The organism is Pseudomonas sp. 86_A (assembly GCF_017491705.1).
GTDB classification, from domain to species: Bacteria; Pseudomonadota; Gammaproteobacteria; order Pseudomonadales; family Pseudomonadaceae; genus Aquipseudomonas; species Aquipseudomonas koreensis.
Genome location: NZ_JAFGYS010000015.1, coordinates 164,431 through 179,401, shown reverse-complemented (window position 1 = coordinate 179,401; position 14,971 = coordinate 164,431). Strand labels below are relative to the sequence as shown.

At 62.5% G+C, this 14,971-nt stretch carries 14 protein-coding genes; 6 read left to right on the top strand and 8 right to left on the bottom strand.

The window, feature by feature from the left end; genetic code table 11:
• Positions 1 to 86 precede the first annotated feature (86 nt).
• The 3 genes from J5M57_RS22895 to dinG all read right to left on the bottom strand — a co-directional run bounded on the left by J5M57_RS22895 (position 87) and on the right by dinG (position 5,973).
• Entirely contained in the window at positions 87 to 1,232 is a 1,146-nt protein-coding gene (locus J5M57_RS22895; RefSeq protein WP_207847099.1) for a serine hydrolase domain-containing protein, read from the bottom strand.
• Between the two features lie 149 nt (positions 1,233 to 1,381).
• The gene (locus J5M57_RS22890) at positions 1,382 to 3,736 is read right to left on the bottom strand and encodes a beta-galactosidase (RefSeq protein WP_207847101.1); all 2,355 of its coding nucleotides are present in this window, start codon (positions 3,734 to 3,736) and stop codon (positions 1,382 to 1,384) included.
• Between the two features lie 92 nt (positions 3,737 to 3,828).
• Entirely contained in the window at positions 3,829 to 5,973 is a 2,145-nt protein-coding gene (gene dinG / locus J5M57_RS22885; protein ID WP_003222341.1) for an ATP-dependent DNA helicase DinG, read from the bottom strand.
• Positions 5,974 to 6,072: 99 nt separating this feature from the next.
• Between dinG and J5M57_RS22880 the strand changes: the two genes are divergently transcribed.
• The gene (locus J5M57_RS22880; RefSeq protein ID WP_064586325.1) at positions 6,073 to 6,537 is read left to right on the top strand and encodes a DUF2269 family protein; all 465 of its coding nucleotides are present in this window, start codon (positions 6,073 to 6,075) and stop codon (positions 6,535 to 6,537) included.
• A 173-nt stretch (positions 6,538 to 6,710) separates the two neighbouring features.
• Here the strand turns inward: J5M57_RS22880 and J5M57_RS22875 are convergent, their stop codons facing one another.
• The 4 genes from J5M57_RS22875 to J5M57_RS22860 form a co-directional block, all read right to left on the bottom strand.
• A complete protein-coding gene (locus J5M57_RS22875) occupies positions 6,711 to 7,469 on the bottom strand; it encodes a collagen-like protein (RefSeq protein ID WP_207847102.1) in 759 nt (252 codons plus the stop codon).
• Positions 7,462 to 7,737 carry a DUF1145 domain-containing protein gene (locus J5M57_RS22870; RefSeq protein ID WP_207847103.1) on the bottom strand — a complete coding sequence of 92 codons (276 nt, stop codon included), beginning with the start codon at positions 7,735 to 7,737 and terminating at the stop codon, positions 7,462 to 7,464. Before J5M57_RS22870 ends, J5M57_RS22875 begins: the two co-directional genes overlap by 8 nt.
• A 162-nt stretch (positions 7,738 to 7,899) precedes the next feature.
• On the bottom strand, positions 7,900 to 8,622 hold the full coding sequence (locus J5M57_RS22865) for an OmpA family protein (protein ID WP_083366814.1): 723 nt from the start codon (positions 8,620 to 8,622) through the stop codon (positions 7,900 to 7,902).
• Positions 8,623 to 8,712: 90 nt separating this feature from the next.
• Entirely contained in the window at positions 8,713 to 9,408 is a 696-nt protein-coding gene (locus tag J5M57_RS22860; protein ID WP_169841143.1) for an OmpA family protein, read from the bottom strand.
• A gap of 197 nt (positions 9,409 to 9,605) precedes the next feature.
• On the opposite strand from J5M57_RS22860, the gene J5M57_RS22855 reads away from it, so the two are divergent.
• The 4 genes from J5M57_RS22855 to J5M57_RS22840 are packed head-to-tail and all read left to right on the top strand — an operon-like array spanning position 9,606 to position 11,322.
• The gene (locus J5M57_RS22855) at positions 9,606 to 10,103 is read left to right on the top strand and encodes a DUF6231 family protein (RefSeq protein ID WP_207847105.1); all 498 of its coding nucleotides are present in this window, start codon (positions 9,606 to 9,608) and stop codon (positions 10,101 to 10,103) included.
• Positions 10,104 to 10,107: 4 nt separating this feature from the next.
• Positions 10,108 to 10,584, top strand: a complete 477-nt coding sequence (locus J5M57_RS22850) for a YchJ family protein (RefSeq protein WP_169841145.1) — start codon at positions 10,108 to 10,110, stop codon at positions 10,582 to 10,584.
• Positions 10,585 to 10,627: 43 nt separating this feature from the next.
• Positions 10,628 to 11,122, top strand: a complete 495-nt coding sequence (locus tag J5M57_RS22845) for an LEA type 2 family protein (protein WP_207847122.1) — start codon at positions 10,628 to 10,630, stop codon at positions 11,120 to 11,122.
• Entirely contained in the window at positions 11,119 to 11,322 is a 204-nt protein-coding gene (locus tag J5M57_RS22840; protein WP_003198420.1) for an SEC-C metal-binding domain-containing protein, read from the top strand. Before J5M57_RS22845 ends, J5M57_RS22840 begins: the two co-directional genes overlap by 4 nt.
• A 179-nt stretch (positions 11,323 to 11,501) precedes the next feature.
• Here the strand turns inward: J5M57_RS22840 and J5M57_RS22835 are convergent, their stop codons facing one another.
• Entirely contained in the window at positions 11,502 to 12,059 is a 558-nt protein-coding gene (locus J5M57_RS22835; RefSeq protein ID WP_169841147.1) for a cysteine hydrolase family protein, read from the bottom strand.
• A 430-nt stretch (positions 12,060 to 12,489) separates the two neighbouring features.
• Here J5M57_RS22835 and J5M57_RS22830 point away from each other — a divergent pair, with 430 nt between their 5' ends.
• The gene (locus J5M57_RS22830) at positions 12,490 to 14,940 is read left to right on the top strand and encodes a penicillin acylase family protein (protein WP_207847125.1); all 2,451 of its coding nucleotides are present in this window, start codon (positions 12,490 to 12,492) and stop codon (positions 14,938 to 14,940) included.
• The last annotated feature ends 31 nt before the right edge of the window (positions 14,941 to 14,971 follow it).

Here is a 14,971-nt window from a genome sequence, read left to right as displayed (position 1 = left end):
AGATCAGAGCTCTTTTGCCCGGATAAACAGACGCTTTGAATCAAAAATCCGAATCTGGTTCCAACCCTGGAACCGCATGTCGTGCTTTACAGACAAGTGGCAAGTACCCGCGCCAGCTGCTGCGCGCGCGGATCCATCAAGACGTATGGCCCAAGGGTATTTGTCACAAAACCGAACGCGACATCGTGCTCCGGATCAGCAAAACCCACCGAACCACCCGCCCCCGGATGACCGAACGCACGCGGGCCGAGGCCGTAGGTGGCGTTGGCCATGTCCGGCTGATCGAGCATGCAGCCCAGACCAAAACGGGTGCGGGTCAGCAGGGTCTTGTCCTCACCATAGCTGTGTTCGCGGGTCAGTTCTTCGAGCATGTCGCTTTCGAGCAGGCTGCCATCGAGCAAACCGGCGTAGAAACCGGCGAGGCTGCGTGCATTGCCATGACCGTTGGCGGCCGGCTGCTGCATGCGCCGCCATTCCGGTTTGTTGGTGCTGGTGAGCACCGACGGCGGATTGGTGAAGGCCCGGGTGGTCATCGCGGTCGGCTCACGCAGGGTCACTTGCAACAGGCGCTGGGCAGCGGCATCACCGACATTGCCCTTGCCGCGAGCGATATGCGCCACGCGGTAGAACTCTTCGTCAGCCAGACCGACGTGGAAATCCAGCCCCAGCGGCTTGGCGACTCGGGCGACGATGGACTCGCCCGGCCCGCGACCGTCAGCGCGACGAAGCAATTCCCCAACCAGCCAGCCATAGGTGATGGCGGCATAGCCGTGGCCGGTGCCCGGCGTCCACCACGGGGCTTCGGCCGCGAGGGCGTCGACCATGGTTTGCCATTCGTAGAGAGCAGCCGGCGCCAGCAACTCGCGCAGGGCCGGCAAACCGGCCTGATGGCAGAGCAATTGGCGCAGGGTGACGGATTCTTTGCCAGCGGCAGCGAACTCCGGCCAGTAACGGGCAACCGGGACATCGAGTTGCAGTTTGCCTTCGGCCACCAGTTGCAACGCGGTGACCGCGGTGAAGGTCTTGGTGCAGGAGAACAGGTTGGCGATGGTGTCGCTGTGCCAGGCCTCGGTGCCATCCTTGTCGGCGGTACCGGACCAGAGGTCGAGGACCGTTTCTCCGCCGACCTTGATGCACAACGCTGCGCCGCGTTCCTGGGGATCGTCGAACAGTGCCGCGAACGCCTCGCGCACCGCTTCGAATTGAAGTTCGTAATGTCCCTGAATCTGCACCCGCAACTCCCCCGCGAAAACGATCTACAAAGTGGCCCGCATTGTTCCAGCCCTTGAGGGATTTGGGAACAGCTGCGGGCCGGGTGGTCATTTCAAAGAGCAATCAAAAGATCGCAGCCTGCGGCAGCGATCTTTCAAGGCATCAAGCCTTAATGGCCATTGCCCGAATGCCCACCCGCATGCCCGGCCCCCGGGCCTTTGCCGGCTTCACCCTTGCGCCCGCCTTCGGCTTCATGACCAGCGGCGGCGGCAGCTTTCTCAGCCTCCTTGCCCAACTGATCAAGCGCCTGCAGGTTGCTCTTGCGCACCGCTTCGACGAACCCCTGATACGGCAGATCGGTAACCCCCACCAGACCGAAGTGTCCGTTCTCGCCGTCGAGCAGACGCCCGGTCACCGGTTGGTCCAGATACTGGAACCAGTGCACGCCGACAATCGACGGTTCGCTCAACGCCTGCTTGAGGAAGTTGGCGTACGCCGGGCCACGGTCTTCCTCCCGCGCCAGTTGCGTCACGCCGCCCCAGAACGGCCCACGATCACTGGAGCCGAAGTTGAATTCGGTGATCAGCACCGGTTTGTCGAGGGCGCGCAAAGCGGCGAAGTCATACCCGTCCTGCGGTTTCAACGTGTACATGTTGAAGCTCAGCACGTCGCAATACTGCGCGCAGGACGCCACGGCTTCCGGGGTGCTGGTGGCAAACCGGCCGCCCAGCAGCAACTGATTCGGCGCGTGCCATTTCAGCGAATCGGAGATGGTCTTGAAGTAGGTGTCGGCGAACACCTTCTGGAAATATTTGAAATCGTTTTCGATTTCCGGGTGCTCCGGATTCGGCACCGGCGGCACGAAACCCGGGTCTTCCATCAATTCCCAGGCGGGCAACTCAATGCCCCAGGCTTTCGACAGCCCTTCCTGATTGCGGTATTTGTCGCGCAATTGTTTGAGAAACGCGCGTTTGGCCGGCACGTCGGTGGTCAATTTCAGCGTGCCGTAAGCCAGGGCATAGCGCGACTTCGGATCATCGCCCGGACCGGCCCAGGCCAGCTCGTTGTCAGCGTAGTAACCGATCAGCCAGGGGTCGTCGCGGTGATCGCGCGCGGCAATGGCCACGGCGCGCTCGGTGGCCATGGCAAAACGCGGATCGAACGGATCCGGCATGCCGCCCCACCAGTCGTTACCGGTGCTGATGCTGGCGTAATCGCCAATGATCGACAGTGGCAAGGTGTAAGGCACCCGCGCGGCATCGCTCAGCGAATCGGCGCTCCAGTTGCCGACGGTGTTGAAGCCCCAGGCTTGCAGGCGATCAAGGGTGTGTGTGGCCCACTTCTGCTCATCGACCGTGGCCTTGCATGGCGCCGCGCTCGTCGGTTCTGCGGCCGCTGCGGTTTTCGCCTGCGCGGCGCAGGGTTCGCCATACAGGCGTTGCAGGTTGGCCGCGTAGAAATCGTACCAGCGCCCGGCGTTGTAGCCCCGGCCCTGATCGGCGCCGTTGCCGCCACGGTTGTCGCCCTCGCCGAAATGGCTGGCCAGTGGCTCGTCGGCTTTGGGCAGGGATTCGAACATCCATTCGCGCCCGGCCACGTAGGTCTGGTTGACCTCCGGGCTGACGGTGTTGACTCCCAGCGAATAGAACGGATGCCCTTCAGGGGTCACCAGGTACCAGCGACCGTCACGCTTTTCCGTGCGGAAAAAGCCGCTGGCCTTGAACGCCGGGCCTTTGCTCCAGCCACCGAACTTGTCCAGCGAGGACTTTTCGCGCTCGGCCAGCCAGGTTTTCAGCTGTTGCTCTTCCCTGGCGGCGGCGGATTTCAGTTGTTCGTCGCTGCTGATTTTTTCCGGCCATTTGTTGCGGGTCGATTGACCGTAAGCGTCCACCAGATTGCCGTAGACGGCGCGGGTCACCGCCTCACCGTCCTGCACGCCGAAACGCTCGAGCAGCAAGCTCTGCGCGGCTTTTGGCTGATCCATCCACAAACTGACCGACACCACCTGGCTACGATCCAGTTCACCGCTGCTGCTGGCCAGCAGAATCCGCTGACCATCGACGGTCATCGGCATCGGCGGCCCGGCCTTCATGCCCTGGCTCAGCGGCGAGGTTGCCACCAGCGGCACCAGCAGGGTTTGCGCAGGTCCGGCCGGCAGGTCGACGCGACTGGTCAGCGTCTGCCCGTTGTTGCTCTGGATTTGCACGTAGACCGTCACGGCCCAGTTCATCGCGCTTTGCAGGCGCAGGCTCATCATGCCCGACTGCGACCAGTCCCACGCGCCAGTCTGCGGGGTCAGGCGCAGGGTCGGGCGCGCAACCGGGTTGAACGTCACCCGACGCAGCACTTCACCTTCCGCGGTTTGCTCGGCGTTGGCTTGTGGCAAGTCAGTGTTTTCGGTGACGACTTTCACCACATCCGCGGGGCGAACGAAGTTGAACAGGGTCTGCTGACCGGCAGGCGCCGCCAACAAGGGGGCGGCGAAGATCAAGGCAAACACGGCAGGCAACGAGCGGCGAATCATAAGAACGGAGTTCTCCCTAACGACCAAAAGGCCAATGGAAAAGCATGGCAGAGAGATAGACAGCGCGGCGGGCAAAACTGCCCACCGTTGTCTCAGGATATTTCACGACGGAATGGCGGCAACGCATTGAGGATCGCCTTGCCATAGCGCTGGGTGACCAGCCGCCGATCAAGCAAGGTGATGGTGCCGCGGTCTTCTTCGGTCCGCAGCAGGCGGCCGCAGGCCTGGACCAGTTTCAGCGAGGCGTCCGGCACCGAGATTTCCATGAACGGATTGCCGCCGCGGGCTTCGATCCACTCCGACAGCGCGGCCTCGACCGGATCGTCCGGTACCGAAAACGGGATCTTGGCGATCACCACGTGTTCGCAGTACGCGCCCGGCAAGTCCACGCCTTCGGCGAAACTGGCGAGGCCGAACAGCACGCTGGAATCACCGCCATCGACCCGCGCCTTGTGCTTGTTCAGGGTTTCCTGTTTCGACAGGTTGCCTTGAATGAACACTTGCTTGCGCCAGTCGCGGTCCAGACCGTCAAACACGTCCTGCATCTGTTTGCGCGAAGAGAACAGCACCAGCGTGCCGCGCGAGCCTTCGACCAGATCCGGCAACTCGCGGATGATCGCCGCCGTGTGAGCCGCGGCATCCCGCGGGTCGGCCTTCAGGTCCGGGACCCGCAACACGCCGGCGTCGGCGTGGTGGAACGGGCTTGGCACCACGGCGGTGACGGCTTTTTTCGGCAGGCCGGCGCGCATGCGGAAGCGGTCGAAAGTGCCCAGCGCGGTCAGGGTCGCCGACGTCACCAGGCAGCCGTAGGCCACGTTCCACAGGCTGCGGCGCAAGGTCTCGGCGGCAAGGATCGGGCTGGCGTTGACCTCGATATCGAACAGCGAACCGCTTTCGGCCAGCGTCAGCCAACGCGCCATCGGCGGGCTGTCTTCCGGGTCTTCGGCGGTGAACGCGGTCCACAGCTCCCAGTTGCCCGAAGCCCGGGACAACAGGCTGCCGAACAGCGGATACCACTCCTCGGCCTGATTGCTGGCGATGCCGATGTTGACCTCACCGTCCATGCCTTCCTTGAGCAGGTCGGTCAGGCGGGTAAACAGGTCATTGAGCCGCGAGTAGCCCTTTTTCAGCTCGATGCCCATTTCGCGCATGTGCTCGGGAATCACCCCGCCGACGAAACGATGGCGGGGCCGCTCGCGACCTTCGACGTCTTCGCCGGGCTTGAAATCGGCGATCTGCTCGCACGCGGTGAACATGAACTGCTGCTGGGTCTTGATCTCCCGCGCCAACTCCGGCACCTGCTCGATCAACTTGCCGAGATCCCCCGGCAGCGGATGCTGGGCCAGCAACTTGGTGAGGTTCTTGGCGGTGGTTTCCAGCCAGTCGGCGGTGGAGCGCAGGCGCGTGTAGTGAGCGAAGTGGCCGATGGCCTTGTCCGGCAGGTGGTGGCCTTCGTCGAACACGTAAATGGTGTCGCGCGGGTCGGGCAGCACCGCACCGCCGCCGAGCGCGAGGTCAGCCAGGACCATGTCGTGGTTGGTGACGATCACGTCAACCTTGCCCATGCCTTCGCGCGCTTTATAGAACGCGCACTGGCCGAAGTTCGGGCAATGGCGGTTGGTGCACTGACTGTGATCGGTGGTCAGGCGCGCCCAGTCGGCGTCTTCCAGCGCATTGGGCCAGCTGTCGCGGTCGCCGTCCCATTTATTGCCAGCAAGCTTCTCGATCATGCTGGTGAACAGCTTCTGGCTGGCTTCGTCGACCTCGATCTTGAAACCTTCTTCTTCGAACAGCTGCGCGGTGGCGGTTTGCGCGTGGCCTTCCTGCAGCAGCATGTCGAGCTTGGACAGGCACATGTAGCGGCCACGGCCCTTGGCCAGCGCGAAGCTGAAGTTCAGCCCGCTGTTGCGCATCAGGTCGGGCAAATCCTTGTAGACGATCTGCTCTTGCAGGGCCACGGTCGCGGTGGCGATTACCAGGCGCTTGCCGGCCAGCTTCGCCGTCGGAATCGCCGCCAGGCTGTAGGCCACGGTCTTGCCGGTACCGGTGCCGGCTTCCACCGCGACAATCGCGGGGTCGCCACTGCGCCGGCCTTCGTCGTCGGTGTCGATATCCCCGAGGACTTTGGCGATTTCAGCGATCATCAGGCGCTGGCCGTAACGCGGTTTGAGGCTCTTGGCTTCAAGAAAACGCGAATAGGCGCCCTGGATCGTGGTTTTGAGTTCAGTGCTGATCATGGATTGTCGGGCGCAAAAAACGCTGGATAAATTTTCAGTGGTTTCGGATGGCGGCTATCATACCCCGCTAATTAATCCCGCGCAGAACGGAGTGCCCCAATGACACCTTTTAGCCTCGTTTATCCGCTGCATGTCCTGGCCGCCCTGGTCTGGGTCGGCGGCATGTTTTTCGCCTGGATGGTCCTGCGCCCGGCGGCGGTCAAGGCCCTCGACGGCCCCGCCCGCCTGACCCTGTGGGTGGAAGTGTTTCAAGGTTTTTTCCGTTGGGTCTGGGTGGCGGTGATCCTGCTGCCGATCAGCGGTGTGGGCATGCTGCACTTGCAGCACATCGGCTTCGAGACCGCACCGAAGTACGTGCAGGTGATGATGGGGCTGTATGTGGTGATGACTGCGCTGTTTATCCGCATTCAGGGTTTGATGCTGCCTGAGTTGCGCAAGGCAGTGGAAGCCAAGGACTGGCCGGCGGGTGCGGCAGTGCTGGGGCGGATTCGCCGGGTGGTGGGGATCAATCTGATTGTCGGGCTGGTGCTGGTGGCGATTGCGGCGGCGCGGCCGATGTTCTGACCCACTGACGACAAGCACTTTTTGTGGCGAGGGAGCTTGCTCCCGCGGGGCTGCGCAGCAGCCCCACATCAGCTGGCGCGTTCAATCTGATGAAACGCGTTATCTGGAGTGGGGCCGCTACGCGACCCAGCGGGAGCAAGCTCCCTCGCCACAATGGTGAACAGTGCTGTTATTTAGAGGCGCTGCACAGTCACGGCCCCCGCCGCACCCACCGGCCCCGGCTGACCATCAGCCCCGGCCTTGCCGTTTTTGCCGCCATCGGCGCGATACACCAGGCAGCCTTTGGACTTGCCGCCCTTGCCGGCCTTGCCACCAACACCCGCCGGGCCACCGGCGCCGCCAGCGACGTTGACCTTGATCAGCTCAGCCGGAAACTCGCGCGGCACTTCCAGACGCACCAGCGCTCCCGGCGCTCCGGGTTGGCCGTCGCTGCCGTTGCTGCCATCAAAACCGTGACCGGCCTCGCCCCAGGTGCAACCCGGATCTTCACCGTTGCCGCCATCGAGGCCGACGAAACCCGGTGCTCCGGTGCCGCCGCGAGCATCCACAAACAGTTTTGGCGCGCTCAAGGCCTTGAACTGCAAATTCAGATTGCGTCCGGCGCGGGCGGCTTTTTCATAAGTGCCCGGCGCACCGCGAGCAGTGATCAGACTGCCTTCGGCCAACTGCGCTTGGCCGACTTTCATGTCCAGCGCCTGTTCGCTGGGGACGATCGCTATGCGCGCTTCGTGGCCCAGACGCAATTCGCCGATGCTCAGCTCGGTCACGTTCGAAGGAATCAACAGGGTGCCGTAGTCCGCCACTTCCAGCCGTTCCAGCTGCAAGGTGCTGGCGGTATTGGGCAGGCGCATCAGCGAGTTGGGTTCGACGCTGACCACCTGGGCACAGGCCAGGGGACTGATCAATGCAGCGAGCAGGCAAAGTTTACGCATGGGAAGAAGCCTCCGGAGCGGCCGGGGCCGGGATGGTTTGCAGGTGAAAAACGCCGAACAGCAGGATGCGCACACGGTCGCGCCACGGGTTGGGACGCCCCTTGAGGCGCGAGAAAAGCAACTCCAGCACATGCAGCGCCAGCAGCGAGGCACCGGCCAGATTGACCAGCGCATGCAGCGGATGCACAAACGGCAGCAGCAGATTGACCACCACCACGCACCAGAACAGCAGGGTCAGCAAACGCCCCAGCCCCCAGAAAACCTTCATACGCTCCCCCGTGTCGGAATTATTCTTTGGGCGCACAGTAACGGCTTCGACGGGGGATAAGCCAGAGGGGCAAAAGAAAAAACTTTTGTCAGTCGTCGGATGGCTGCCGGTTCGACGATTTTCGTCGCCCGGCAGCTCTAGCTTGCGGACTACAGACACGTCCTAGCGATTGATATGCAACTCCACCCGACGGTTTTTCGCCCGGCCCTCGTCCGTTGCGTTATCCGCTACCGGCTCGCTCTCGCCACGCCCTTCACTGGTCAGTTTGCTCGGTTCCAGGCCCTGGCTCAGCAGATACGCCGCGACACTGCTGGCGCGCCGCTCGGACAGCGCCTGGTTATAGGCATCCGAACCTTTGCTGTCGGTATGGCCGATGACCTTGATGCTGACCACGTCGGCATTGCGCAGCTTGTCCATCAGCGTGTCGAGCTGGGCCTTGGCGGCCGGGGTCAGGTCCGATTTGTCGAAATCGAACAACACATTGCCCGCATCGCTGAGGGTGATGACTTCCGATTGCGGCGCAGGCTCCGGGGCTTTTACCGTGACCGGATATTGCGGTAACGGACAGCCACGATGATCAACCGGGGTATTGGCCGGGGTGTCAGGGCAACGGTCGCGGCGGTCGAACACGCCATCGCCGTCTTCATCGCCATCCTGGGCATAGCAGATCAGCCCGCCAGTCAGAATCCCCAGCGCCGCACCGCCACCGGCCCAGCCGCCACTTTCAATGGCGCCAAGACCGCCACCGACCAGCCCGCCGATCAGGCTGCAGATTGGCCACGTACGTTGATTGAGGGGGGCATCGCCATCGCTGTGAGTGGCGCAACCGGTGAGCAAGCTGCCTAGCAGCAGCACCGGCAAGACGGACCTTGAGAAAACAGTCATTGTGAAAGCTCCTGTGTCACCGGCCCATACCGGTTACACAGGAGTAAAGACCCGCTTCCGCGACTGCACAAGCCGCGGAAGCGAGAGGGGCTAGCGGACGATTTTGATTTCGGTACGGCGGTTCTGTGCGCGACCGTCAGCGGTTTTGTTATCCGCCACTGGCTGGCTCTCACCCATGCCCGAGACCGAGACGAAGCTGGCACGCGGCACACCTTGCTGGATCAGGTATTCCACCACCGAATGCGCACGGCGATCCGACAGTTTCTTGTTGTAGGCATCGCTGCCGACGCTGTCGGTGTGGCCGGTCACGGTCAGTTGCGCCGTGGACGACTCTTGTTTCAGGCGCGTGGCGACTTTGTCCAGAACCTGTTTGTCGGAAGCGGTCAGGGTGGCTTTGTCGAACTGGAAGTGCACATCGCGGATCACGATGGTTTCTTCCTTGACCACAACGGCCTCTTCTACCACTGGCGCCGGGGCGGGTGGAGGGCAGCCGTCAGCATCGACCTGCACGCCTTTAGGCGTGTGCGGGCACTTGTCGCGACTGTCCGGCACACCATCGCCGTCTTCGTCGCCATCACCGTGCACCCAGCAATAGGCCGCTGCCGTACCACCGACCAACAGTGCGCCATAACCGGCCCACGCCGAACTTTCCGTCGCGCCGAGACCGGCACCGACTACACCACCGACCGCCGCACAGGTCGGCCAGTCGGTTTTCTGCAAACCTGCGCAACCAGTCAACACACTGGTTAGCAGAATCAAAGGTAATGCTGTCCGAACTATGCTCATCTGGTTTTCTCCTGAGGGATCGGCTTAGAACCGATTCACGGAGTAAAGACCGGAGTTTTAATCTCCGCCAGCAATAGGCCACTGGCATTTGGGACCGTGTTCACAGTGATTCGGCACTTTTGCCGCCCGCGGCAAATCGGGGTCTAGGCCGGATCCGTCTGGCGCGCTAGTCTTGGCGATCTGATTGAGGAGCTTCGATGAACGTCGCCATTTCTTCGCGCACGCCGCAACAGGCGCTGGCTGCTTTACTGGATCGCTATGCCCCGGCGCGCTTGCTGCTGATCGGCGCCAGCGAATTTCCGGCGCTCGCCGCCTTTAAAGCAGCGCACCCGGACTGTTGCGTCGCCCACGCCGAACCCGGTGCGTTACCCGCCGAACTCGCGGCGCGGCGCTTCGACCTGGCGCTGGTGGTCGATTGCCTGGAGCATCTGCCCAAGCGCGATGGCCTGAACCTGCTGGGCGGGATCCGCAACCTCAACGCCAGCCGCATTGCGGTGCTGGCGGATCTGCCGGCCAGCGGCTGGCAGGAAACCGATTTCTACTCGCTGGCACTGCAAGCCAGTGAACGCTTCCAGCGCGACGATCAAGTGTTGACCCTGTTCACCTACGATCTGCTTGACTACAAACAAGTCCCCGACTGGCTCAACTCGCGATTCTGGGCCAATCCGGAAAACTTCGGGAAATACTGGTGGTAATGCAATGAGTACAGCCATTTGCCCGTGCGGCAGCGGCAACCTGCTGGAGGCCTGCTGCGGCCACTATCACGCCGGCCACCCGGCGCCGTGCGCTGAAGCGCTGATGCGTTCGCGCTACAGCGCCTACGTGCTGGGGCTGATCGATTATCTGGTGGCCACCACCCTGCCCGCCCAACAGGCGGGTCTGGATCGCCAGTCGATCAGCGCCTGGAGTGCGCAGAGCACCTGGCTCGGCCTTGATGTCGAAAGCTCGGAAGTGTTTGGCGGCCAGCCCGAGCACGCCTTCGTCACCTTCACCGCGCGCTGGCACGACAGCCAGGGTGAACACAGCCACCGTGAGCGCTCCTCATTCGTGCAGAACGGCGATCGTTGGTACTTTATCGACCCGACCGTGCAGTTGAAGCCGGGCCGCAACGATGCGTGTATTTGTGCCAGCGGGCAGAAGTTCAAGAAGTGCTGCGCGGGGTATTTCGCCGCATAAAGGGAAGCGCCGACTAGACTGGGGCACAAAGGGAGTTTTTTCGATGCTCGGTCACCGCCGCACACTACATGGCTTGTTGTTGATGCTGATCCTGAACCTCGGCGGTTGCGCCTCGTGGTTCAGCGATGACAGCGTCGACCCCGCCGTCCACCTGGTGAAAGTCGAGGTGGTGCGGGCCAAGCTGCTCGAACAGAAATTCATCCTGCACTTTCGCATCGACAACCCCAACGACAGCGACCTGACCGTGCGCGGCATGGAATACCGCATTCATCTGGCCGACCTGCTGCTGGCCGAAGGCGAGCACGAACACTGGATCACTGTGGCGCCCAAAAGCAGCGCTTTCTACCGGATACCGATCCGCACCAACCTGTGGCCGCGGGTGAAGGACGTGGTGAAAATGCTCAAGAGTCCGCAGCAGCAGGTGCCTTATCGACTGCAAGGCGAGATGGAAACCGGTTTATTCATCGCCCACTACGTGCACCTGGAGCGCAATGGCGTGATAATCCCCGCCGATTTAATTCCGGAGCAAAACCGATGACTCAGCAACCTCATGTCCATGGCCCAGACTGCAACCACGATCATGACCATCATCACGATCATGACCATGGCCATGTCCACGGCCCGAACTGCGGCCACGCCCACCAGGAACCGGTGCGCAACGCCCTGAAAGACGTCGGCCGCAACGACCCTTGCCCCTGCGGAAACGGCAAGAAATTCAAGAAGTGCCACGGCGCTTGATGCCTTGGGCGAAGTCCTTCTTCGCCTGAAACATCGCTATCGCGAGCAGGCTCACTCCCACAGAGGAATGCACCGTGATTCCTGTGGGAGCTGGCTTGCCAGCGATGAAGCCGGCACCTTCGACATTGATCTCGCCTGACACACCGCGATCGCTGGCAAGCCAGCTCCCACCGTTTTTTTCAGCCGGCCGCCAGAATCTGCGCAGCGCTGGTCACCGTCGCATACTCCCCGTGCAAATTACCCAGCGACATACCGTGCACTTCTTCGGCTGAACGCGGCGTGCCGAAATAATCGGCCTTGTCGAAGGTGAAGCACGCATCCTCCACCACCCACGCCTCAAACCCCAGATTGCCTGCCGTGCGCGCCGTGGACTCCACCGAGTTGTGGGTCGCCACACCGACGATGATCAATTGCCCGATTCCCGCCTTACGCAACTGCGCCTCCAGTCCTGTGGCACAGAACGCATCCGGCACGCGCTTCTGAATCAGCCACTCGCCCTTCTGTGGCGCAAACCGCAGCTGAAACTCCACGCCCGGCTGCTCGGGCCAGAACACCGACTGCGGCGAATGCGACAGATGCTGCACATGAATCACCGGTCGCCCACTGCTGCGCCACGCCCCCAGCAAATCGAGCATGCGTTCTTCGGCCTGCGGGTTATTCCGCCGCCCCAGGCGCGGTTCCAGAATGCCTTGTTGCTGGTCGATGATGATCAGTGCGGCGTTGGTCTGAAGCTCCATGGCGATTTGTCTCACGCAGGGTCATTGAATTTTCCGCACTTCAGCATCATCGCCACAGGGTGAGCAAGCGCTGGTTCAACCCAATCAACGATCACCCGGCGACGGTGAACACGTATGCCAACCCGCCGAAATCCTGATATTTGGATGAACCCTTTTTGTGGCGAGGGAGCTTGCTCCCGCTGGAGTGCGAAGCGCTCCCAGACTGTTCGCCGCGATTTATCAGAAAAATGCGCAGCCTGGATAACGACCGCTGCGCAGCCGAGCGGGAGCAAGCTCCCTCGCCACAAAAGCACTGCTCTCTCTGCTGATTGGCTGTTGGTCAGACAAATACAGAAATAACCACTCGCCCCGCTTGCGCGGCCACCGCCTGCTCACTAACGTAGCGGCTTTATTGCGCCCCCAGCCTCTACACCCCCGCAGGAGCTTTGCCATGGCCTCGCCAGCCCTTACACATTTTCTTCCCCGGTTCGGCGTTGCCGCAGCAGTGGCCGGTGTCTTGAGCCTGTCCGGTTGCCAGACCTGGAACGCTCAGGACACCCTCCCGCCGACCTCCGGCGTGCAACCGCTCAAGGGCCTGGCGCAGAACGTTTCGGTCCGCCGCAATGCCATGGGCATGCCGTTGATCGAAAGCAACAGCTTCCACGACGCGCTGTTCACCCTCGGTTACGTGCATGCCAGCGACCGCATCAATCAGATGGTCACCCTGCGCCTGTTGGCTCAGGGCCGTCTGGCGGAAATGTCCGGCGCGTCGATGCTCGACGCCGACCGCTACATGCGCGCAGTCAACCTGAAGAAAAGCGCCGACGAGCTGTACAAGGCCTCGTCGCCACGGCTCAAGCGGTTCTTCGAAGTCTATGCGCGGGGCGTCAACGCCTACCTGTTCCGCTATGCCGACAAACTGCCGGGCGACCTCGCCTCCAGCGGCTACAAGCCTGAATACTGGAAACCGGAAGATTCGGCGCTGATCTTCGCGCTGCTGAACTTCAGCCAGTCGGCCAACCTGCCGGAAGAGATCGCCTCCCTGGTGCTGGCGCAAACCGTGACCACCGACAAACTCGCCTGGCTGACCCCGTCCGCGCCGGACGAAAACCTGCCGCTGGCCGAGGCCGACAAGCTGCAAGGCCTCAAACTCAATGGGCAGATCCCTGGCCTCAGCGAGCTGAGCAACGCCAGTCAACAATTGGCCGCAGAGAATCCGCTGGGCACCAGCACCTCGAACAACTGGGCCATCGCCCCGCAACGCAGCCGCAGTGGCAAGAGCATTCTCGCCAGCGACAGCCATGGCCCACTGACGGCGCCGTCGCTGTGGACCTTCGTGCAGATCCGCGCGCCGAAATATCAGGCCGCCGGCGTCACCATCGCCGGTCTGCCGATGGTCCTCGGCGGCTTCAACGGCAAAGTCGCGTGGAGCGCCACCAGCGTGCTCGGTGACAACCAGGACCTGTTCCTGGAAAAAATCCGCCGTCAGGGCAGCAGCCTGACCTATGAGGTCAACGGTAAATGGCAGCCGCTGGGCGTGCGCAACGAAACCTATTTCGTCAAAGGCCAGCGACCGATTCGCGAAGCTGTGTACGAAACCCGCCACGGTGCGCTGCTCAACAGTGCCCAGGCTGCGGCGCAGGGCAACGGCTTTGGCCTGGCCCTGCAAACACCGAGCTTCACCGACGACAAATCGCTGGACGCGTTTTTTGACCTGACCCGCGCACAGAACGTTGAACGCGCCTCGGACGCCAGTCGCGAGATCCGCGCCATCGCCCTGAACATGGTGTTCGCCGACGCCAGCAACATCGGCTGGCAAGTCACCGGGCGTTTCCCTAACCGCCGCGAAGGCGAAGGCCTGCTGCCATCGCCGGGCTGGGAAGGTCGCTACGACTGGGACGGTTACGCCGACCCGATGCTGCACCCGTACGATCAAGACCCGAGCCAAGGCTGGCTCGGCACCGCCAACCAGCGGGTGATTCCTCACGGCTACGGCATGCAACTGTCCAACTCCTGGGCCGCGCCGGAGCGTGGCGAGCGCCTGGCAGAACTGGCCGGCAGCGGCAAGCAGGACGGGCGCAGCGTGATCGCCATGCAGTACGACCAGACCACGACATTCGCCGCCAAGCTGAAGAAAATGTTTGAAGCCCCGGGCATGAAGCAGCCGCTGAAACAGGCGATCGACGCACTGCCGGAAGCCGATCGCAGCAAGGCCCGTGAGGCGTTCAGCCGGTTGATGGCGTTCGATGGCAAACTCAGCCCGACGTCGGCCGACGCGGCGATCTACGAACTGTTCCTGCAAGAAAGCATGAAACAGATCTTCCTCGACGAGCTCGGCCCCGAGTCGAGCCCGGCGTGGAAAGCCTTTATCGCCAATGGCGACCTGTCCTACGCAGCGCAAGCCGATCACCTGCTCGGTCGCGAAGACAGCCCGTTCTGGGATGACATCCGCACCCCGCAGAAAGAAGACAAAGCGGTGATTCTCGCCCGCAGCCTGGCGGCAGCGATCAGCGCCGGCGACAGCCAGTTGGGTGGCGATCACAAGGCCTGGCAGTGGGGCAAACTGCATGGCTACACGTGGAAAAACGCCAGCGGCCAGACCATTCGCGGCCCACTGGCAGCCGGCGGCGATCACACCACGCTCAATACTGCGGCGTTTGCCTGGGGTAAAGACTTCAACACCACGCGCGCGCCGTCGATGCGTTTCATCGTCGACTTCAGCCAGACCGAGCCGCTGATGGGGCAGAACGGCACCGGCCAGTCCGGCAACCCGGCCAGTCCGAACTACCTTAACGGCATCGATGCCTGGCTCAAGGGCCAGTACATCGGCTTGCCGATGCAGCCGCAGAACTTTGACCGGGTGTATGGCAAGACGCGTTTGACCCTGACGCCGGGCAAATAAGCGCAGCCCCCTTGTAGGAGTGAGCCTGCTC